We start from the raw sequence: 21801 nt of genomic DNA, 5'->3' as shown, positions 1-21801 counted from the left end.
GCTCATGCTGCGTCCTCACCGTCGATGACGTCTATCGTGATGGAATGTTCCAGCCAATCGGCCAGCGGTCCGTAGAGCGCTTGCGAGACATCGGCAAAATCCGCCTCGGCGCTGAGCGCCGCAAAGTCCGGCCACAATCGGGCCAGGCACAGGTCGTCGTTCTCGCCGGAGATTTCGAAACCGCCGTCGTACACGCCGCGCGGATCGCCCTCCTGCGCCAGCGCCAATGCGGTCTTGCAGGCCGTCGGCAAGGGGCGGTTCATACCGTCGCGCCACAGGCAGACGAGTTCCCGCAAGGCTTCCAGCGCGTCGGCCTGCGCCAGCGGTTTCATGGTAACGATGGCGTCGCGCGCCACCAGGAAGCCCGCAACCGACATACCGGCCGCCGACACCGCCAGCTGGCGCAACCACATGGCGATCAATTTGTCGCCGCGCGGCTTGCCCTGCTTGTCCGTGACCTTGGACGACATCTGCGCCAGCCACACGGTCTCGCTGCCGTTGCTGCGCAGCTGGTCGATCCAGTCGTCGACCTGCACGCCGGCCAGCTGGAGGCTCAACGCCACCTTGGACGCCGCCAGCGGGTAGCGTTCGCGCAGCGTCAGCCAGGCGCAACGCACCGGCACCAGCGCCTGTACCAGTTGATGCTGGTACTGCTGGCCGATCAAACCTATCGGCAGCACGCCTTCACGCGCCAGGCGTTCGGCGCGCTCGGTCATCTTGTCGTAGACCTGGTGGATTTCTTCCGCCTCGGTGCCGTCGTCCAGCATGGTGTCTTCGAGCAGATAGCGTTCCAGCGCGTTCAGCGAGAACGGTTCCTCGTCCTCGCCCACCAGTGCGGCGTCGCCGAACATCACGCCGAGGCGTTGACGGAAGAAGAAGCGCACCGGCTGGCGCATGAAATTGGTCAGCGTTGACAGCTTTAGACGGTACTTGTCGTCGATCTCGTAGGGCGGCAGCTCGGCGGCGGCGGCGTCGCCTGCCTCCTCGCCGTGCGCTTCGCGCCATTCGCGCGCATAGGTCAGCAGGCCGCCGTCCTCGAAATAGCGGCGGCTGAACGGCTGCAAGGCGTGCTCCGTGGTGCGCGCGTGCAGGTGGTCTTCCTCCAGCTGCCAGCCGTTGACCAGGTAATCGCGCAGCTGCGACACCAGCACCGACGGCGGCTGTTCGCTGTTGTCGCGCACATTGCGTCCGACCCAGCTGATGTAAAGCTTGTCGCGCGCGGCCAGCAGCGCTTCCAGCATCAGGTAGCGGTCATCGTCGCGGCGCGAGCGGTCGCCCGGACGGGCCATGCCCGGCTGCGCCAGCAGGTCGAAGTCGGCCTTGGGCGCGCGGCGCGGGAAGTCGCCGTCGTTCATGCCCAGCAGGCACACCACGCGGAACGGCACCGCGCGCATCGGCATCAGCGTGCAGAAGGTCACGCCGCCGGAGACGAATTGGTGGTTCAGCGTCGGCTCGTCCAAAAGGCCCAGCCACGCTTCGCGCAGCACGGCCAGCGGCACCGCTTCGTCGTATTGCGCGCCTTCGCAGGTCTCCAGCCAGTTGTTGAGCGCATCGTCCAGATGCGCCAGCGTCAGGCGGTCGCCCTCCTCGCCGGCTTTGAAGAAGGCCGCCAGCAGCGCGCGCGCCTGCACGCCCCACTCTGCCGGCGTGTGCGATTGCGCCAGCAAGGCGCGCCAATGCAGCAGCGCTTCGACCATCTGCGCCAGCGAGCCGGCCAGCGCCGCATCCAGGCCGCCCACTTCGCCATACGCCTCGATGCCCGCAAAGGCAGCATCGCCGCCGCTGGCGTAGCCGAGCAGCATGCGGCGCACGCCGAACAGCCAGGAATTCTGCTCGCCCGCCGCGCCAAGACCCAGGCCGGCGCGGTGCTCGGTATCCAGCCCCCAGCGCACGCCCGCGCCTTCGATCCACAGGCCCAGCGTCGGCAGGTCATCCTCTTTCAAGCCGAAGCGCGCGGCCAGCGCCGGCACGTCCAGCAGGTCGCGCACCTCGCTCTGGCGGCAGCGCTGCTGCGGCAATCGCAGCAGCCACTCCAGCGCCACCAGCAGCGGATTGACGCTGCGGTCGTTGACGTCGCCGATTTCAAACGGGATGTAGCGCGGATCGCTGCGGCGGTGCTGCGCGAACACCGCGTGGATGGCGGCGGTGAAGGTGTCGATATCCGGCACCATCACCACCACGTCGCGCGGACGCAGGCCGCTGCCGTCGGCGAACATGGCCAGCAACTGGTCGTGCAGCACTTCCACTTCACGCTGCACGCTGTGGGTGACGTGGAATTCGATGGAGCGGTCGTCGTCCGGCGGCGGTATTTGCGGATGTTCGGACAGCGGCAGCAGGTCGCGGATGGCGGCCTGCACCTGAGACAACAAGGTATCGCCCTCGCCGTCGCTGAACAGATCGATGCGCAGCGGCGCGACGTCATCATTTTCTGCCGCGGCGGCGGCCGAGGCTTCGTCGAATTCGTCCAGCATGCGGATGAAGTCACGCCCCTGCCGCCCCCAGCTGGCCAGCAGCGGATGGCTGTGCGCATGCAGCTCTTCCAGCGGAATCGCGCCCAGGTCCTGGCCGTTGCGCAGTTGCTGGCGGCGGTGCGCGGTGCGCAGCAGCTCGCGGCCTTCGATGATGTCACCCCAATAGAACTGGCATGGATTGGGCACCGCCAGCAGCACCTGCGTGTAGCGCGACAGCGAAGCGAGCGCCTGCAAGCTCTGATACGGCAGCGCCGAGACGCCGAAGATCACGATACGGCGCGGCAGGCGGCCAAGTGGTTCCTCGCCGGCGGCGCTGGCGCGCACGAATTCCGTGTGGACCGTCGCGCGGCCCAGCTCCCGCTCATGCGGTTCGACGTCGGCGATCACGGCGCGCCACAACTGGCCTTGCCAGCGCTGGTCTTCCGGCAGCGGGTGCGCCTCGTTGCGGGCGGAAGTGGCCATAACCCTTAGCTGGTCGCGGCCGGAGGCCCAGTCGTCCAGCCAGTCGGCGCGATAAACCTGGTATTGATCGAACAAGTCGGCCAGGCGTTCGGCAAGTTGCAGCCGGCGTTCCGCCTCGCCGTCGGCCAGGAAATGGCGCAGCGGCGTGAACACGGGATCGGCCAGCAAGGTAGGCAGGAGGCGCATCAGGCGCCAGGTCAGCGGCCCTTTGTCGAACGCGGAGCGCACCGGCACGCGCTCGCGCCCCAGCATGCCGCGATAGGTTTCCCACAAAAAGCGCGCCGGCAGCGCCACGCGTGTCGCCGCGCAGACCCGCATTTCCTCGGCCAGCGCGATCTTCAGCCATTCGGCCACGCCGTTCGACTGCACCAGGATGGTTTCCGATTCGAGCGCCCCGAGCGGATGATTGCGCAGCCATTGGAACACCGCCGCGCGCAGCTGCTCCATTTGATTACCATGCAAAATCAGCAGGCCGGGGGTGACGCTCGAATGCATAGGGCTCTTCGTTGGAATAGAGCCCGTATTATCGCTCTAGCCGGGGTCGTAGGCCAGCAGTTCCTGCTCCATGCGCTCGTTCAACAGCGCCAGCATGGCATGCAGTTTTTGCACCAGTTGCCGGGCGTTGGCGCAATCGGCGTCGTGACGCACGTTTTCCAGCGCCAGGCACAGGTTCCCGAAACGCATCGCGCCCACCGCGCGGGCCGAGGATTTGATGCGATGGCCAAGTTCAGACAGATGCGCCAGATCTTCCAGCGCCAATGCCGCGTCGACTTCACGCAGTCCCTCGCGGGCGGAATCCAGGAACAGCAGCGCGTACTTGCGCATCTTGTCGGCCTTGCCGCCGAAAGTCTGGGCCAGCGCGGCGACATCGAGCAGCTCCGCCTCAACCGGCACCGAAGCCGGCACCGACGGCGCAGCCGCTTCAACCCGCGCCGCAGGCTGCTCCACGCCCGGCACCATCGCCCGCAGCTGTCCTTGCAGCGGCGCGGCCGCGCCATCGGCCATGGTGAAGTACGACGGCGGCGGCGGCGCCAACGGCCGCGCAAAGCTGGCCGTGCGCGCCCGTTGGCTCATCCACTTGGACAGCATGTTAAACAGCAGATTGGGCGCGATCGGCTTGGTGACAAATTCGTCCATGCCCGCGCCCAGGCAGCGCTCCTGGTCGTCGCGACCGGCATTGGCGGTCATCGCGATGATCAGCGTGGCCGACAATTTAGGATGGGCGCGGATCAGGCGCGTGGTCTCGTAGCCGTCCATCACCGGCATCTGCACGTCCATCAGCACGCAATCGAAGCGCTCCTTGAGCAGCAGGTCGATCGCCTCCTTGCCGTTGTTGGCCACGCAGACGGTGGCGCCGGCGTCCTCCAGCAGCTCCTGGCCCACCTGCTGGCTGAAGATATTGTCCTCGACCAGCAGGATGGAGGCGCCGCGTATGCTGTCCAGCACATCCGGCTGCACCGATTCGTCGCTCGGCTGCAGCATGCTGACGCCCTTGGCCAGCCGCGCCGTGAACCAGAAGGTGCTGCCCGCGCCCGGCCGGCTGTCGACGCCGACGCCACCGCCCATCAGTTCCGCCAGCTGTTTGCTGATGACCAGTCCCAGTCCGGTGCCGCCGTAGCGGCGCGTGGTCGAGGTGTCGGCCTGGTGGAAGGACTGGAACAGCTGCTCCAGCTGGTCCGGCGACATGCCGATGCCGTGATCCTCCACTTCGAAACGGACCAGGATATGGCTGTCGCGCTCCTCCAGCGGCCGCGCGCGCACATAGACCTTGCCGTTCTCGGAGAACTTGATGGCGTTGCTGGTGAAGTTGAGCAGCACCTGCTCCAGCCGCAGCGGATCGCCGCGCAACTGCTGCGACAGTCCCGGCCAGATCTCGTACACCAGCTCCAGGCCCTTGGCCGCCGCGCTCTCGCCCAGCTGGCTGGACATATTGGACAGCAGCGAATCGAGCGCGAAGTCCAGCACCTCCAGGTCCATCTTGCCCGCTTCGATCTTGGAGAAGTCCAGGATGTCGTTGATGATGCCCAGCAGGTGCTGGCCCGAATGGTAGATCTTTTGCAGGTAGTCGCGCTGCTTCGGATGCGTGACCGATTTCAGCGCCAGGTGGGCCATGCCGATGATACTGTTCATCGGCGTGCGGATCTCGTGGCTCATATTGGACAGGAAATCGCTCTTGGCCTGGTTGGCGGTATCGGCTTCCTCCTTCAGCTGATGCAGCTCGGTGACGTCGGTCGACAGGCCGATGACGGCCGTGACGGCGCGGTCTATCTCGACCGGCACCTTGACGGTCCACAGGTGCTGCACCACGCCGTCGCGGCCCACGAACTGGGTCTCGCCGGAGCGCTTGACGTTATCGGCGAAAACCGGCCGTTCCTGCGCCCACGCGGCGTCGGCGGCGGCGGTCGGCATCAGTTCGCGATCGAGCTTGCCGACGATCTGCTCCACCGGCAGTCCCATCGAGTCGGCCATCTTGGCGTTGACGTAGATGTAGCGGCGCTTCTGGTCCTTCATGTAGACGTGGGCGTCGACGTTGTTGAGCACCGTGTCGAGCAACACGCCCTGCTTCAGCGCGCGCCGGCGCGAGGAATACAGCACAAAGAAGTAACTGTACAGCAGCATGGTGCCGGCGAAACCGGTCAGGCCGGCGACCCACGGGAAATACAGGTCGAAGCGCGTCAACAGTTCGGATTTCCTGACCTGGAACTGCGCCTTCCACAGGCTGCCGTTGAAATCGATCGGCAGCACCGACTCGAAATACTCGCTACGCTGCCCCAACGGAATGGGCATCGCCTGCATCGAGCCGTTGTCGTTGAACAGCAGGCGGTCGGTCTTTTCGATCACCAGGCGGCGCTGTTCGATTTCCTTGCTGCCGTCGGCGTACAGCATCAGGTGTACCTGGCGCACCGTCATCTCGTCGATCGCGCCCTGCACCAGCTTGGGCACGCTGAAGCCAATGCCGACCGATCCCAGATAGGCGGCGCGGCGCCCCGCCACCTCGGCCACCGGCATATTGCGGCGATAGACCGGCAAGCGGATACCCAGGCCGATGTGCGGCGTCGGATGTTGGACCACGATGGGCTGGCCGGAGGCGCTGACCTGGCCGCTGTCGCGCGAGGCCGCCATCAGTTTGTCGATCAGCGGATTGGCGACCACGTCGACGCCCATCTTCTCGCCCATCATCGACGCCGGCTCCAGGTAGGTCAGCACGGCGTAGTGCGGCCGCCGGCCCGGCGGCTTGATGTCAAACTCCGGATACCCCTGCGGCGACATGCTGCGGTCCGCGCGCACGCGGGCGACGAAGGCGTCGCGTTGCGCGTCCGGGATCAGCGGCGCCCAGGTCACCGCCTCGATGGCCGGAAAGTGGTGCGGAATCTCCAGGCTGGCCACGTATTCGTGAAATTGCAGGCGCGTCAAATCATCGCTGGTCTGGAACAGCGCCACCAGGCCGCGCGTCAGATCGGAATACGATTTGATGCGGGCCGAAATACCGTACTGCGTGCTGCGCGCCAGGTTCTCGAAACGCTGGTTGGCATCGTCGTCGACGGTCTTGGCAGCGGTACCGTACAGCGCCGCGCCGACGGCCAGCGCCAACGCGCCGCCTGCCAGCCAGAACAACAGGCGGGGGCTGCGGACCGCTTCCGTCGCGTTACCCGATTTGAGCATTCGCCATCACTTTAGGTCTATAAATTTGCGGAAAATTTTGCATCACAGCAGCATACTATTAATGCCGCCCGGGAACCAGTGAAACAATTGGAGAGAATTCACCAATTTTTCATCCGAATTTCAAGGGAACCATATGCAGCAAGGCGCGCTCTAAAAGATGAGGTTGGCAATTTGCCGGCACTGCGGGAGACTCATCATGCGCGCACCATCCATGATAGCGGTATTTTTCTTTAGCATCGTTTGTATAGCGACGACCAGTCGTGCGACGACTGTTGACCATCACGAATTCGAAGCCTGGCTGGAAGCGCCCTTCCACGCCGACGCCCACGGCGCGCGCACTTTGGCGCTGCATTTTTCCGCGCCGGACCCGCAACCGGGCGACACCCTGCGCTGGCGCCTGGCCCTGCTGGCGCCGGACGGCCGCACGGTGCGCAACTGGCGCGGCGCACATCCCATGGCCGAGCCCGTCCACGACGTGACGCTCCGCTGGCGCGCGCCGACTACGCTGCGCCACGGCATCTACAAGCTGCGCTTGCGCGCCAGCGCCGGCGCAGGTCCGGCTGTCGAGCAAAGCTGGAGCGTCATGGTGGGCACCAGCCGGACGCCGGCGGCATTCCGGCTGGCGCCGACGGCGGTGGACACCTTCCCCTACGCCGTCTACCTCGGCAACCTGCACAGCCAGACCAATCACAGCGACGGCGGTGGCGCGCTGGACCATTGCACCGGCGCGCAGGCGCCGCAGAGCGCCGCGCTCGGCCCCTCGGACGCCTACGCCTACGCCCTCCAGCACGGCCTGGATTTCCTGATGACGTCCGAGCACAACCACATGTATGACGGTTCGGACGGCACCAACACCGCCGCCGATCCGGTCGCAGCCACGGCGCTGTACCGGAGCGGACTGGAAGCGGCGACCGCCTGGAACCTGGCGCATCCGGGCTTTGTCGCCATCTACGGCCAGGAATGGGGCGTCATCAGCCACGGCGGCCACCTCAACATCCTCAACAGCGAGGAACTGCTGGGCTGGGAACGCAACGCCCTCGGCGAACTGATCGCCGATACGGAAAGTCCAAAGGGCGACTACGCCTTTTTGTATAAATTGATGCGCGAACGCGGCTGGCTGGGCCAATTCAACCATCCGCAGGACGACCAGTTCGCCATCCTGGGCAAGCCGCTGGCCTGGAATGCCGACGGCGACCAGGCCATGGTGTTGTGCGAGGTAATGAACAGCAGCGCCTTTTCGACCAGCAGCGACGAAACGGAAACCCACCTGAGCAACTACGAAGCGGCCTGCGACAAGCTGCTGGAGGCCGGCTTCCATGTCGCCTTCAGCAGCGACCAGGACAACCATTGCGCCAACTGGGGCGCCTCCTACAGCAACCGCACCGGGGTGCTGATGCCGCCCGGCGCGCCCTTGGACGGCCCCGGCCTGCTAGCCGCGCTGCGCGACCGTCGCGTATTCGCCACGATGGATAAAAACGCCAGGCTGGTCCTGACCGCCAACGGCCACCTGATGGGCGAACGCTTCGTCAACCGCGGCAAGCTGACGCTGCAAGCGAGCTACGTCAGCACCAGCGGGCACGGCGCCGCCGCCGTCGCCATCTTCCACGGCGTACCGGGACGCAACGGCACGGTCGCCGCGCTCAGCAACAAGCCCCTCAGCGTCGTCAAACCCGCCGCCGGCGAGCACTTTTATTACGCCAGGGTGACACAGGACGATGGAAAAATGCTGTGGAGCGCGCCGATCTGGGTCAGCCAGCAAGGCCGCAATCGTGCGCGGCAGAGTATTGAATTACGATAATATTTTTGCTGGTAAAAAATTTCTGCATGGCGATTGTCATATTGATAAAATGCTGTTTTAGCCATCGTATGGTGAAGCGCAATTTTGCTTGACTCCCAGACATACAAGAGTATCTTTTACCTTCCAGACACAGTGCGACCGCCCGATACCTCAACCGTTCAGCAAGCCGTGCCTATCCCAAAAGTCCTCCTCGTCAATGACGATCCAGCGAGCCTGTATGCGCTGGAAAGCCTGCTGTCCGAGGCCGCCGACCAACATGTGTATGAGCTGTTGACGGCGGGCTCCGGCAAGGAGGCCTTGCGCCAGGTGCTGCTGCACGAATTCGCCGTGATCCTGCTCGACGTCAGCATGCCCGGCATGGACGGTTTCGAGACGGCCGAAGCCATCCACTCGCACCCGCGTTCGGCGGGCGTTCCCATCATCTTCATCACCGCGCACTATGGGGACGAAATCAACCGGCTCAAGGCCTATCAAAAAGGCGCGGCCGATTACCTGTTCACGCCGGTGATACCGCAGATCCTGCAAGCGAAAGTGGCGGTATTCGTCGAGATGACCAAGAAGAATATCCAGCTGCGCAAAAAAAGCGAGCAGCTGGCGCGCCTGAACCAGGACCTGCGGGTGCAGCGGCTGCAAGACCTGGAGCGCATCAACGCCGAGCTGGAACAGGAAATCAAGGACCGCAAGCAGGCTGAGTTGCGCGCCCACGAGCTCTCCACCCGCGACGCGCTGACCAACCTGGTCAACCGCCGCGCGCTGATCCAGCAGCTGGAACATGCGGTGGCCACCTCGGACCGCAGCGGCACCGGCTTCGCGCTGCTGTTCCTCGACCTCGATAAATTCAAGCATATCAACGACAGCTACGGCCACGAAGCGGGCGACGAGCTGCTGCGCCAGGTCTCGGCTCGGCTGACGGCGGCGGTGCGCGTGGCCGACGTGGTGGCGCGGCTGGGCGGCGACGAGTTCGTGGTGCTGATCGAAGGCCGGGCGGCGGCGGCCAACGCCGCGCGCGTGGCGCGCAAGATCGAACTGGCCTGCGCCCTGCCCTTCGACATCGCCGGCCATCGCCTGAAGACGGCGGCCAGCATCGGCATCGCCATCTATCCGCAGGACGGCAACAACGCGCAGACGTTGATGAAGAACGCCGACACCGCCATGTACCACGCCAAGCAGAACGACGCCGGCCCGGTGCAGTTCTTCCACGAAGAGCTCAACGTGCGCGAGCGCGAACGCAGCCAATGGGCGCTGGAGCTGCGCAAAGGATTGGCCGCCGGCCAGCTGGAGCTGCGCTACCAGCCGCAGGTCGACATCGCCAGCGGCCGCACCATCGGCGCCGAGGCCCAGCTGCACTGGCAGCATCCGGACAAGGGCGTGCTGGAAGCGGCGCAATTCCTGCCGCACGTGCAGGACCGTGGACTGCTGGATCGCGTCGACGCCTGGGTGATCGTGCAGGCCTGCGCGCAAGCGGCCCTGTGGCAGCGGGTCGCCGCGGCAGGCGCCCGTCCCCGTGGCGCGGCGCCGCTGTGCATCTGGATCAACTTGGCCACGCCGCAGCTCAATACCGACCTGCTGCAAACGCTGCTGCCGGCGATACGCAAGCAGCATCTGGCGCCGGGCAGCATCGGCGTGGAACTGAACGAAAAGCTGCTGCAAGGCCAAGCCGAACCGCTAACCCAGTTGCTGCTGCAATTGCAGTCCGGCGGCGTGCGCGCCGCGCTGGACGACTTTGGCAGCGCGCGCTCTTCGCTGGCGGCGTGCAAACGCTGGCAGCTGAACGCGCTGAAGATAGACCGCAGCTTCATCCACGCCATCGGCAACGACGAAGGCGGCACCGACATCGTCGCCGCCGTCATCCACCTGGCGCGCGCGCTGGCCATGCGGGTCGTGGCGATGGGCGTCGACCAAATCGAACAGCTCGACGTGCTGCGCGCGCTGGGCTGCAACAGCTGCCAGGGCGAACTGTTTTTCCCGCCCCTGACCGCCGCGGAACTGATCGAACACACCGGCACCAAGCCACAGGTGCCCACCGCCGAATCCCACTCCCTCCTAAACGACGAGGACTAAGCCGATGAACAATATGACAGACATGGGCGAACAGATCGACGCCAAGCGACTGCTGGCGACTCTGATGGCGCTTAAAAAAGGCGATTTCACGGCGCGCATGCCGTCCGATTGGACCGGCATGGCAGGCAAGATCGCCGACACCCTGAACGAAATCATCGAGACCAAGGAAAAAATGGTGCAGGTGGTGACGGATGTGAGCCGCGTGGTGGGCCGCGAGGGCCGGCTGACGCAGCGCGCCCAGGTTCCCAATATGTCCGGCGGCTGGGCCACCATCGTCAGCGCCGTCAATGCGCTGATCGACGATCTGGTACGCCCGACCACCGAAATGGCGCGCGTGATCGGCGCCGTGGCGAAGGGCGACCTGTCGCAGACCATGGCGCTGGAGGTGGACGGCGTGCCGCTGAAGGGCCAGTACCTGCGGGCGGCAACCACCGCCAACACGATGGTGGAACAACTGTCGTCGTTCTCCTCCGAGGTAACGCGGGTGGCGCGGGAGGTGGGCACCGAGGGTAAGCTGGGCGGCCAGGCGCAGGTGAAAGGCGTAGCGGGAACGTGGAAGGATTTGACCGACTCGGTGAACTCGATGGCGGGTAACCTGACCTCCCAGGTGCGTAACATCGCCGAGGTGACCACCGCTGTGGCCAACGGCGACTTGTCCAAGAAGATCACGGTGGACGTGCGCGGCGAGATCCTGCAACTGAAGGACACCATCAACGTGATGGTGGACCAGCTGCGTTCCTTCGCGTCGGAAGTGACGCGGGTGGCGCGCGAGGTGGGTACCGAGGGTAAGCTTGGCGGCCAGGCTTATGTGCCGGGCGTCGGCGGCACCTGGAAGGACTTGACCGACAACGTGAACTTCATGGCGTCCAACTTGACCGGCCAGGTGCGTAACATCGCTGCGGTGACCACCGCCGTGGCGAACGGCGACTTGTCCAAGAAGATCACGGTGGACGTGAAGGGCGAGATTCTCGAACTGAAAAACACCATCAACGTGATGGTGGACCAACTGTCCTCCTTCGCATCCGAAGTGACGCGGGTGGCGCGCGAGGTGGGCACCGAGGGCAAGCTGGGCGGCCAGGCGCAGGTGAAAGGCGTGGCCGGCACGTGGAAGGACTTGACCGACTCGGTGAACTCGATGGCGGGTAACTTGACGGGCCAGGTGCGTAACATCGCCGACGTGACCACCGCCGTGGCGAACGGCGACTTGTCGAAAAAGATCACGGTCGACGTGAAGGGCGAGATTCTCGAACTGAAAAACACCATCAACGTGATGGTCGACCAATTGAACTCCTTCGCATCCGAGGTGACGCGGGTGGCGCGCGAGGTGGGCACCGAGGGTAAGCTGGGCGGCCAGGCCAACGTGCCCGGCGTGGCCGGCACATGGAAGGACTTGACCGACGGCGTGAACTCGATGGCGGGTAACCTGACCGGCCAGGTGCGTAACATCGCCGACGTGACCACCGCCGTGGCGAATGGCGACCTGTCGAAAAAGATCACGGTGGACGTCAAGGGCGAGATTCTCGAACTGAAGAACACCATCAACGTGATGGTGGACCAACTGTCCTCCTTCGCATCCGAGGTGACGCGCGTGGCGCGCGAGGTGGGTACTGAGGGTAAGCTGGGCGGCCAGGCCTACGTGCCGGGCGTCGGCGGCACATGGAAGGACTTGACCGATAACGTGAACTTCATGGCCTCCAACCTGACGGGCCAGGTGCGTAACATCGCGGCGGTGACCACCGCCGTGGCGCGCGGCGACTTGTCGAAGAAGATCACCGTGGACGTGAAGGGCGAGATCCTGGAGCTGAAAGACACCATCAACGTGATGGTCGACCAACTGTCCTCCTTCGCATCCGAGGTGACGCGGGTGGCGCGGGAAGTGGGTACCGAGGGTAAGCTGGGCGGCCAGGCCAACGTGTCCGGCGTGGCCGGCACGTGGAAGGACTTGACCGAGAACGTCAACCAGCTGGCGGCAAACCTGACCAACCAGGTACGGGCGATCGCCGAGGTGGCGACCGCCGTGACGCGCGGCGACTTGTCGCGTTCCATTCAGGTGGAAGCGCGCGGCGAGGTGTCCTACCTGAAGGACAACATCAACGAGATGATCCGCAACCTGAAGGACACCACGCTGAAGAACGCGCAGCAGGATTGGCTGAAGACCAACCTGGCGCGCTTCACCCGTCTGTTGCAAGGCCAGCGCGACTTGCAGGCCGTGACCAAGCTGATTCTGTCCGAGCTGGCGCCGCTGGTGTCGGCCCACCACGGCGTGTTCTACATGATGGACTCGCAGGAATCGGACGCCCGCCTGCGCATGATCGCCAGCTACGGCTACCGTTCCAGCCGCAAGCTGCCGACCTCCTTCCTGCCGGGCGAAGGCCTGGTGGGCCAGTGCGCGGTGGAGAAGGTGCGCATCTGGCTGACCGACGTGCCGCGCGACTACATCGTCGTCTCGTCCGGGCTGGGCGCGGCGCCGCCGACCAACATCGTCGTGCTGCCGATTCTGTTCGAGCAGCAGGTCAAGGCGGTGATCGAGATCGCCTCGCTGGACCGCTTCACCGAAACCCACTTGTCCTTCCTCGATCAGCTGATGGAATCGATCGGCGTGGTGCTGAACACCATCGAGGCGAACAGCCGTACCGAATCGCTGCTGACGCAGTCGCAATCGCTGGCGCAGGAACTGCAACAGACCAACCAGGAGCTGGCCGAAAAAGCCCGCCTGCTGTCCGAGCAGAACATCGAGGTGGAACGCAAGAACCGCGAGGTGGAGCAGGCAAAACTGGCGCTGGAAGAGAAAGCCACCCAGCTGGCGCTGTCCTCCAAGTACAAGTCCGAGTTCCTGGCGAATATGTCGCACGAGCTGCGCACGCCTTTGAACTCGCTGCTGATCCTGGCGCAGCAGCTGGGCGACAACCCGGACGGCAACCTGTCCGGCAAGCAGGTGGAATTCGCCAAGACCATCCACGGCTCCGGCTCCGACTTGCTCACCCTGATTAACGATATTCTGGATCTGTCGAAGATCGAATCCGGTACCGTGACCTTGGACGTCTCCGAGTACCGCTTCCAGAACCTGCGCAACTACGTCGACCGCACCTTCCGCCACATGGCCGAGGCCAAGCACCTGGGCTTCTCCGTGGAGCTAAAGGACAACCTGCCGACCGCGATGATGACCGACACCACGCGCCTGCAGCAGGTGCTGAAAAACCTGCTGTCGAACGCGTTCAAGTTCACCACCCACGGCCAGGTCTCGCTCAGTATCAGCCTGGTGAACAGCGGCTTCTCCAGCGACCACCCCAACCTGCTGCATGCGGACGCGGTGCTGGCCTTTGCCGTCTGCGACACCGGCGTCGGCATCGCCGCCGACAAGCTGCAGCTGATCTTCGAAGCGTTCCAGCAGGCCGACGGCTCCACCGCCCGCAAATACGGCGGCACGGGCCTGGGCCTGTCGATCTCGCGCGAGCTGGCGCGCCTGCTGGGCGGCGAGATCCGTGTCGAATCGGCGGTCGGCAACGGCTCCACCTTCACGCTGTTCCTGCCGTACAACCGGGCCGGCTTCATCAACTACGACATGGGCCGCCAGCCGCAGGTGCGCCTGCCGACGCCGGCCCCGCAAGTGGTGTACAACGCTCCGCACTACAGCGAACTGTCGCAGCCGGAGCACGACAGCCTGAGCGCCATCACCGACATCGACGCCGACATGGAGCAATACGGCAGCAGCGACGACCGTGGGCTGGTGGCGCCGGGCGATCCGTCGGTGCTGATCATCGAGGACGACGAGCGCTTCTCCAAGATCGTGCTGGACTTCGCGCGCGAGAAGAACTTCAAGGGCATTGTCACGCTGCAGGGCGATTCGGCCCTAAGCCTGGCGCGCGACTACCTGCCGTCGGCCATCCTGCTCGATCTCGACCTGCCGGACATCGACGGCTTCACGGTGCTGGACCGCCTGAAACGCGATCCGAGCACGCGCCACATCCCGGTGCATGTGATGTCCAGCCTGCGCGAGCGCGAACGGGCGCTGCGCCTGGGCGCGATCTCCTACCTGAACAAACCGGTCAGCAAGGCCGCCTTGCAGGAAGAGTTCACGCGCATCCAGAAGTTCCTGCTGGGCGGTAAGCGCAGCCTGCTGGTGGTGGACGACGAACAAATGCAGCGCGACGCCATCGTCGCCCTGATCGGCGACGCCGACCTGCACATCGTTGCCGTCGACACCGGCCAGGCGGCGCTGGACGCGCTGCGCGAAGCGCGCTTCGACTGCATGGTGCTGGACCTGACGCTGCCCGACATCAGCGGCTTCGACCTGCTCGACATCATCGGCAAGGACGAATCGCTGCGCGACCTGCCGATCGTGATCAACACCGCCAAGGAGTTGAACCGCAAGGAAGTGGCAAAGCTGAAGCGCTACGCCAAAACCATCGTCATCAAGGACGCCCGTTCGCCGGAGCGCCTGCTGGATGAAACCGCGCTGTTCCTGCACCGTTCGCAGGCCAGCCTGCCGGAAGCGCAGCGCCGCATGCTGGAAGAGATCCACGCGGCCGACGGCGGCCTGGCCGGCCGCAAGGTGCTGATCGTCGATGATGACCTGCGCAACATCTTCGCGCTGTCGTCGCTGCTGGAGCGCCAGCAGATGCAGGTGTCGTTCGCCGAAAACGGCCGCGACGGCATCGAGGTGCTGGAAAAAGATCCAACCATCGAGATCGTCCTGATGGACATCATGATGCCGGAGATGGACGGCTACGACACCATGCGCGCCATCCGCCGCATCCCCAAATTCAAATCGCTGCCGATCATCACGCTGACGGCGAAGGCGATGAAGGGCGACCGCGATAAATGTATCGCGGCCGGCGCGTCGGACTACATCACCAAGCCGGTGGACGTGGCACAACTGCTGTCGCTGATGCGGGTGTGGCTGCACTGATGGCAGTGATGAACTCGTTATTGGCGTCGCTGCGGGCGGCATTGCGGCCCGCCGACTCGGGCGGCACGGCCAGCACGGTCGGTGCGGCGGCGCCCGTGCCGGTCGCCGTGCCCGTCGCCGGCCATGCGGATGGCCCGCGCCGCCACTCGCCGTCCACGGTCGAGGAACTGGAGCTTGAGCTGCTGCTGGAGGCCGCGTTCCAGGTCTACGGCTACGACTATCGCGGCTATCAGCGCGACGTCGTCACGCGCCGCGTGCAGGCGGCGATGAAGCAGCTGACGCTGGCCACCATCTCGGAACTGCAAGCGCGCGTGCTGCACGATCCGCATGCATGGAACGCGCTACTGCGTGAACTGTCGGTGGAGCCGGCGTCGATGTTTGATGATGCGTCGGAAGTGTCGCTGCTGCGCATGTCGCTGGGCGTATGCCTGCACGGCGCCGCGCTGCCGCGCGTATGGCTGGCCGATTGCGCCGGCGCGCAACAGGCGTGGACGCTGGCCATCCTGCTGGAACAGGAACAACTGGGCGCGCGCACCGAAATCTATGCCACCGTCTCCAGCGACGCGCTGCTGGCGGAAGCGCAGGCGGCAAACCTGCCGATGGCGCGCCTGGGCGAACTGCAAGCGAACTACGTGCGCAGCGGCGGCGTGGGCAAGCTGCTCGATTATTTCGAAGTCAGCGGCGACGGGCTGCACGCGGCGCTGCTGCCGCAACTGCGCAGCCGCATCACTTGGGCGCAGTACAACCTGGTGACGGACGCCTCGTTCAATGAATTCCAGATGATATTCGGTCGCCGCGCCCTGCCCGACTTCGGCCCGGCGCTGCGCCAGCGCGTGCTGCGGCTGTTCGACGACAGCCTGGCGCAATCCGGCCTGCTGGTGCTGGACCGTCCACTGGAACCGGACGACCCGCTGGCCGTCCATTACAAGCCGGTGTTCCCGCAACTGCCTTGGTACAAGCGAGTTGCCTGACAGCCTAGTACACCACCGAGGCGCTCGGGCGTTCAGCAATTCGGTCGCGCCAGGCCTGCAAATGCGCCATGCCTTCCGCGCCCGGCCGGAACTTCATCAGGCCGCGCCCGAACTCCAACGCGCAGAATGCCGTGATGTCGGCAATGGTGAAGCGCTGCCCGGCCACGAACGGCTGTTTGGCCAACACGCCATCGAGCCAACGGGCCGTCTCCCGCATCTTCTCACCCTGCGAAGCGCCAAAGTCGGCAAACTGCGGCTGCTCCAACATCGCCAGGCCCGGATGCGTGTGGCGCACGCAGTTGGCGATGCCCATGAACAGGTGCAGCTCAACGCGGCGGTCTGTCATCTCGATGAAGGCGCGTTCGTCGAAGCCGTCGCCCATCAGGTTAGGCTCAGGCGCATAGCCTTCCAGCCAGGTGCAAATGGCGCGGGTTTCGCACAGGATGCGGCCATCGTCCAGCTCCAGCGCCGGCACCCGGCCGAACGGATTTTTTTCCAAATACTCAGCACTGCGATGAGCACCGCCGACCAGGTCGATCGACACCTGCTCGATATCGGTCAGGCCCTTCTCAGCCATAAACATGGCAACCCGGCGCGGATTGGGCGTGCGCGGCGACGTATAGAACTTCATATCCAACTCCTGTTGACGTGATGGGTAGATTGACATTGTAACCAGTTAGCCTTAGATTGCTCGTTGGCCCACGAAGCCAATAATGGTTTATATCGTATGCCTCCCGGCTCACCCAACTGAAGGATATTGCATGCAACGTAGTCTGATTTCGCTCGCCGTGATGGCGCTGCTCGGCCTTACTTCCGGCCTCGCTCCACTGACCGTGGCCGCCGCGCCGGCCGCCAAGGCCGCAAACGCCGCCAACAAGATCACCACGCAGCTCCCCCGCAACGCCGTGCCGACCCACTACGCGGTCTCGCTGACGCCGGACGCCGTCAACAGTACTTTCAGTGCCAGCGTCACCATCGCGCTCGACATCAAGCAAGCCAGCAATAGCATCACCCTCAACGCCGCTGACCTGAAGTTCAGCACCGCCGCGATCAGCGCCGGTCCTGGCAAGCCGGCGCTGGCCGCCAGCAAGATCAGCGTCGACAACGACAAGCAGACCGCCACCTTCGAGTTCGCCCAGCCGCTGGCCGTGGGCAGCTACCAGCTCAAACTGGACTACACCGGCGTGATCGGCACCCAGGCGACCGGCATGTTCTCGCTGGACTACCAGAACGGCGGCGACAAGAAGCGCGCCCTGTACACCCAGTTTGAGAACTCCGAAGCGCGCCGCGTGATCCCGTCGTGGGACGAGCCGTTCTACAAAGCCACCTTCGCGCTGGAAGCGACCATCCCGGCCGGCCAGATGGCCGTGTCGAATATGCCGGTGGCCTCCACCAGCAAGCTGGCCGACGGCCGCGACCTGGTGCGCTTCGCCACCTCGCCGAAGATGTCGACCTACCTGCTGTTCTTCGGCCTGGGCGAATTCGAACGCGCGGCCGCGGTCGAAGGAGGCACCGAATTGGGCGTCGTCACGCAAAAGGGATCGATAGGCCAGGCCCAGTTCGCGCTTGACTCGTCGGTCGCCGTGCTGAAGGAATACAACGACTACTTCGGCGTGAAGTATCCGCTGCCTAAGCTGGACAACATCGCCGCGCCGGGCCGCAGCCAGTTCTTCAGCGCGATGGAAAACTGGGGCGCGATCTTCACCTTCGAATCGGCGATCCTGCTCGATCCGCGCGTGGCCACGCAGTCGGACAAGGAAACCTCGTTCCTGGTGGCCGCGCACGAAATGGCGCACCAGTGGTTCGGCGACCTGGTGACGATGGCATGGTGGGACGACCTGTGGCTGAACGAAGGCTTCGCCTCGTGGATGGAATCGCGCACCACCACCCGCCTGCACCCGGAATGGAAATGGGAACTGCGCGCCGTCGGCACCCGCGAACAGGCCATGAGCCGCGACGCGCTGGCCACCACGCACCCGGTGGTGCAGCACATCAGCACCGTGGAACAGGCCAGCCAGGCCTTCGACAGCATCACCTATCAAAAAGGCGAGTCGGTCATCCGCATGCTGGAAAACTATGTGGGCGACGACGCCTGGCGCGCCGGCGTGCGCAGCTACATGGCCAAACATGCGTATGGCAACACGGTGTCCGACGACCTGTGGCGCGAAGTGGAAAAGGCCGCGCACAAGCCGGTGACCGCGATCGCGCACGACTTCACGCTCAAGCCGGGCGTACCGATGATACGCGTGGCCGATGCCGTCTGCAAAAACGGCCAGACCACCATCGCGCTGACGCAGGGTGAGTTCAGCAAAGACCAAACCGACAAGAAACCGCTGAGCTGGCGCGTGCCGGTGATCGCCCAGACCGTGGGCGGCGCCCCCGTGCGCGCCATCGTCAACGGCAAGGCCGGCATGACGCTGCCGGGCTGCGGCACGGTGCTGGTCAATGCGGGCCAGAGCGGCTACTACCGCACGCTGTACGCATCGAAGGCATTTGCCGCGCTGACCGAGAGCTTCGCCGGTCTGGCGACCATCGATCAAATGGGCCTGCTGTCGGACAGCTGGTCGCTGGGCATGGCGGGCTTGATGCCGGCCTCCAGCTTCATGGACCTGGCCAGCAAGGCGCCGGTGGACGCCGCGCCGCAAGTGTGGGACCAGATCGCCGATTCGCTGGCCTCGCTGCACTACAGCTACGAAGGCAAGCCGGAACAGCAGGCTGCGCTGGATCGCTACGCCCGCAAGCGCCTGGCGCCAGTGCTGGCGCGCATAGGCTGGACCAAGGCCGCGGATGAAGCGGCGCCTGTGGCCAACCTGCGCGAGACGCTGATCCACGTGCTGGGCGCGGTCGGCGATGAAGGCGTGGTGGCGGAAGCGCGCCGCCGTTATGCCGCCTCTGCCACCGACAAGGATGCGATGCCGGCTGCGCTGCGTCGTCCCATCCTGGGCGTGATCGCCACCAATGCCGATGCCGCGACCTGGGACCAGCTGCACGCAACAGCCCAGGAAGAGAAGTCGAGCATGATCAAGAGCGAGCTGTATGACCTGCTGGGCACCACCAAGGACAAGGCGCTGGCGCAGCGCGCGCTGGAACTGGCGCTGACCGACGAAGGCGGCGCTACCGAAGGCGCGTCGATCCTGAATCGCGTGGCCGGTCATCATCCGGACATGGCCTACGATTTCGCCATCAGCCACTACACCCAGCTGGAGAAAAAGGTTGATGGCAGCTCGCGCAGCCGCTACTTCCCGGGCCTGGGCGGCCGCTCTGCCGACCTGGCGATGATCGACAAACTGCGCGCGTACGCCAAGCAGTACCTGCCGGCCGAGGCACAGGGCGACACCAAGACCGCCATCGCCTCGATCCAGTACCGCGTGAAGCTGCGCACCACCCGTCTGCCGGAAATCGACAGCTGGTTGGCCAAGCACGGCTAACAGTCAAAAAAAAACCAGCGTCATCGTGAGATGATGCTGGTTACGAAAACGCTCGAAAGCGTGGGGATGTCTGTTTGCCCGGCGGCGATGGTGCCGCCTGGGCGGAATTTGTGCCGGGCTTGATGGAGTCCGGCAGCCGGGCGCGAGGCTTAGACCTCGCGCTACAGGTGTTACTTTGCCAGCTATCGGCCGGCATAGGCTTAGGGATTGATTAAGGTGGGAATCTGAGCCGGGGCGTAGCCGGATCGAGGTGATGGTGCCGGTGTTTCAGGCCACCGGCGAGCCTGCTGAGTCATGCTTTGTGAAATCCCGCACCGGCTTGGGCACGAAACCAACTGGAGCACGCTGGGACCAGCGAGACGCATCATAATCGGGCAATATGACGGCCAAATGACCATGGTGCGGAATGAAAAAAATACTTAGTTATCTAAAGATCAGCATGCTGTGCGTGAGCCTGGCGGCTTGTACACAACTGCCTGGCAATCCGCAGCCGGCCGTGCCTGCGCCTGCGGTTCCGCCCGCCGCTATCGTTTATCCGCCATCGGCTGCGAGCGCGCTGACCATCGACAGCGCGCAATCGCTGATCGCCGTCACGGTGCGGCGCGGCGGCCTGCTGGCTCGGCTGGGCCACGATCATCTGGTCGCCAGTCGCCATGTCACTGGCACCGTATCGCCAACACAGAACCGCGCCGATTTCCAGTTCCGCCTCGACCAGTTGACGGTCGACGAGGCCGACCTGCGCATTGCCGCAGGCCTGGAAAAACAGCCCTCCGCCGACGCCATCGACGGCACCCGTAACAATATGTTGACCAGGGTGCTGGATGCGGAACGCTATCCGCTGGTCAAAGTACACGCCGAACGCGGCGCCGCCGGCCAGCCGCTGCAGGTGGCGATCACGCTGCACGGCATCACGCGGGTCATGGCGATCCCGGCGGAGCTCCGCGAGACGGCAGGCGTCATGACCGTCACCGGCAGCGTCAACCTGAAACAAAGTGATTTCGGCATCACGCCGTTCTCGGTGATGGCCGGCGCGCTGGCCGTGCAGGACCAGCTGGAGCTGCGCTTCACGCTTGTTGCCAAATAGGGAAAATACAGTCAAATAGACAATTCCTGCAGGACTTACTGTGCTATTCTTTTCGATGAAATATCGACAATAGAACGAATCTCCCTGCGGCCCTCACTGATGACTGGAACGAGTATGAAAGTCTTAAACAAGGCAGTTATATTTTCCGCATTGCTTGCTTGCTCCGGACTGATGACACACTCCGCGATTGCCGCGAATGTCATAGGCTCGCCATTCAGTCAGCAGATCAGCGACGCGTTCGGCGGCTTCACTATGAGTTTTGGCAATAATTTCATCAACACCGACCAGCACGGCACCTTTGACGACATCATAGGATTCGGCGTCGGTTCCTCGTTCGAGACGGGAGGCTCGGTCTCGTCGGATTTCACCTCGACTCAATCGCTGACGCTGGCATCGCTAAAACTGGTGAACTACACCATCGATATCAACAACAATATTGTGATCTTGTCGTCCCTCAGCGCTTCGCAACTGCTGCCGAACTACTTCAGGTTCCACGCGGACAACCTGAGCGAGGGCCAGTACTACCTGGAAATCACCGGCAGCGTTGACGGTAGCAGCGGAGGCGCCTACGGCGGCAGCCTCAACGTGACGCCACTAGAAGCTGTGCCTGAGCCGGCCACCTACGGCATGTTACTGGGCGGCTTGGGCTTGATAGGCTACGCAGCTCGCCGCAAAAAAACGAGCTGATCCGGCGCGGCCACTGTGCCGCAGCCACGAAGAGCGCATGTGCCGGCAACGGCCATGCGCTTTTTTGTTTGAAACAAAGCGATGTCGGCCACGCACATAACTACTGAGCGAATTCAACGATAACGGCTGAAATTGATGCGATGCTAAATCTGGTCACTTCGGCCGGATCGGAGATCGCTCATGTCAAAACGAGGGTGTAAATAATATTGTGTAAACGGTCATTTGGCAGGACACTGCCGCCATCAAGGAGATTTAATGACCGTTGTA

The 21801-nt window shown here is 64.3% G+C and carries 10 protein-coding genes; 7 read left to right on the top strand and 3 right to left on the bottom strand.

What is annotated here, in order from left to right; all coding sequences use genetic code 11:
- Positions 1-2: 2 nt before the first annotated feature.
- Complete coding sequence (gene recC / locus AC07OK_RS18870) at positions 3-3428, bottom strand: exodeoxyribonuclease V subunit gamma (protein WP_494691744.1); 3426 nt, start codon at positions 3426-3428, stop codon at positions 3-5.
- Positions 3429-3464: 36 nt separating this feature from the next.
- Entirely contained in the window at positions 3465-6596 is a 3132-nt protein-coding gene (locus AC07OK_RS18865) for a CHASE domain-containing protein (RefSeq protein WP_494691743.1), read from the bottom strand.
- Between the two features lie 196 nt (positions 6597-6792).
- Between AC07OK_RS18865 and AC07OK_RS18860 the strand changes: the two genes are divergently transcribed.
- The 4 genes from AC07OK_RS18860 to AC07OK_RS18845 all read left to right on the top strand — a co-directional run bounded on the left by AC07OK_RS18860 (position 6793) and on the right by AC07OK_RS18845 (position 16335).
- Positions 6793-8394 carry a CehA/McbA family metallohydrolase gene (locus AC07OK_RS18860; protein WP_494691742.1) on the top strand — a complete coding sequence of 534 codons (1602 nt, stop codon included), beginning with the start codon at positions 6793-6795 and terminating at the stop codon, positions 8392-8394.
- Between the two features lie 168 nt (positions 8395-8562).
- Complete coding sequence (locus AC07OK_RS18855) at positions 8563-10455, top strand: putative bifunctional diguanylate cyclase/phosphodiesterase (protein WP_494691741.1); 1893 nt, start codon at positions 8563-8565, stop codon at positions 10453-10455.
- Positions 10456-10459: 4 nt separating this feature from the next.
- Positions 10460-15364, top strand: a complete 4905-nt coding sequence (locus tag AC07OK_RS18850) for a hybrid sensor histidine kinase/response regulator (protein WP_494691740.1) — start codon at positions 10460-10462, stop codon at positions 15362-15364.
- Entirely contained in the window at positions 15364-16335 is a 972-nt protein-coding gene (locus tag AC07OK_RS18845; RefSeq protein WP_494691739.1) for a CheR family methyltransferase, read from the top strand. The genes AC07OK_RS18850 and AC07OK_RS18845 overlap by 1 nt, the downstream gene beginning before the upstream one ends.
- Before the next feature lie 4 nt (positions 16336-16339).
- On the opposite strand, the gene AC07OK_RS18840 is transcribed toward AC07OK_RS18845, so the two are convergent.
- A complete protein-coding gene (locus tag AC07OK_RS18840) occupies positions 16340-16966 on the bottom strand; it encodes a glutathione S-transferase family protein (protein WP_494691738.1) in 627 nt (208 codons plus the stop codon).
- A 130-nt stretch (positions 16967-17096) separates the two neighbouring features.
- Here AC07OK_RS18840 and AC07OK_RS18835 point away from each other — a divergent pair, with 130 nt between their 5' ends.
- From AC07OK_RS18835 to AC07OK_RS18825, 3 genes are all read left to right on the top strand, one after another.
- On the top strand, positions 17097-19763 hold the full coding sequence (locus AC07OK_RS18835; protein WP_494691737.1) for a M1 family metallopeptidase: 2667 nt from the start codon (positions 17097-17099) through the stop codon (positions 19761-19763).
- Between the two features lie 406 nt (positions 19764-20169).
- Positions 20170-20847, top strand: a complete 678-nt coding sequence (locus AC07OK_RS18830) for a YceI family protein (protein ID WP_494691736.1) — start codon at positions 20170-20172, stop codon at positions 20845-20847.
- A 114-nt stretch (positions 20848-20961) separates the two neighbouring features.
- Positions 20962-21534 carry an FxDxF family PEP-CTERM protein gene (locus AC07OK_RS18825; protein ID WP_494691735.1) on the top strand — a complete coding sequence of 191 codons (573 nt, stop codon included), beginning with the start codon at positions 20962-20964 and terminating at the stop codon, positions 21532-21534.
- Positions 21535-21801: the final 267 nt, after the last annotated feature.

The sequence above is a fragment of the Duganella sp. GW821-FHT07G03 genome (assembly GCF_059418605.1).
The sequence above is the reverse complement of the archived record's forward strand: the minus strand, read 5'-3'. Positions and strand labels throughout refer to the sequence as shown.

Excerpts from the sequence above, each read along its gene's own strand:
- AC07OK_RS18865 (WP_494691743.1), bottom strand. The coding sequence starts at position 6,596 with ATGCTCAAATCGGGTAACGCGACGGAAGCGGTCCGCAGCCCCCGCCTG.
- recC (WP_494691744.1), bottom strand. The coding sequence starts at position 3,428 with ATGCATTCGAGCGTCACCCCCGGCCTGCTGATTTTGCATGGTAATCAA.
- AC07OK_RS18850 (WP_494691740.1), top strand. The coding sequence starts at position 10,460 with ATGAACAATATGACAGACATGGGCGAACAGATCGACGCCAAGCGACTG.
- AC07OK_RS18825 (WP_494691735.1), top strand. The coding sequence starts at position 20,962 with ATGAAAGTCTTAAACAAGGCAGTTATATTTTCCGCATTGCTTGCTTGC.
- AC07OK_RS18845 (WP_494691739.1), top strand. The coding sequence starts at position 15,364 with ATGGCAGTGATGAACTCGTTATTGGCGTCGCTGCGGGCGGCATTGCGG.
- AC07OK_RS18830 (WP_494691736.1), top strand. The coding sequence starts at position 20,170 with ATGAAAAAAATACTTAGTTATCTAAAGATCAGCATGCTGTGCGTGAGC.
- AC07OK_RS18860 (WP_494691742.1), top strand. The coding sequence starts at position 6,793 with ATGCGCGCACCATCCATGATAGCGGTATTTTTCTTTAGCATCGTTTGT.
- AC07OK_RS18840 (WP_494691738.1), bottom strand. The coding sequence starts at position 16,966 with ATGAAGTTCTATACGTCGCCGCGCACGCCCAATCCGCGCCGGGTTGCC.
- AC07OK_RS18835 (WP_494691737.1), top strand. The coding sequence starts at position 17,097 with ATGCAACGTAGTCTGATTTCGCTCGCCGTGATGGCGCTGCTCGGCCTT.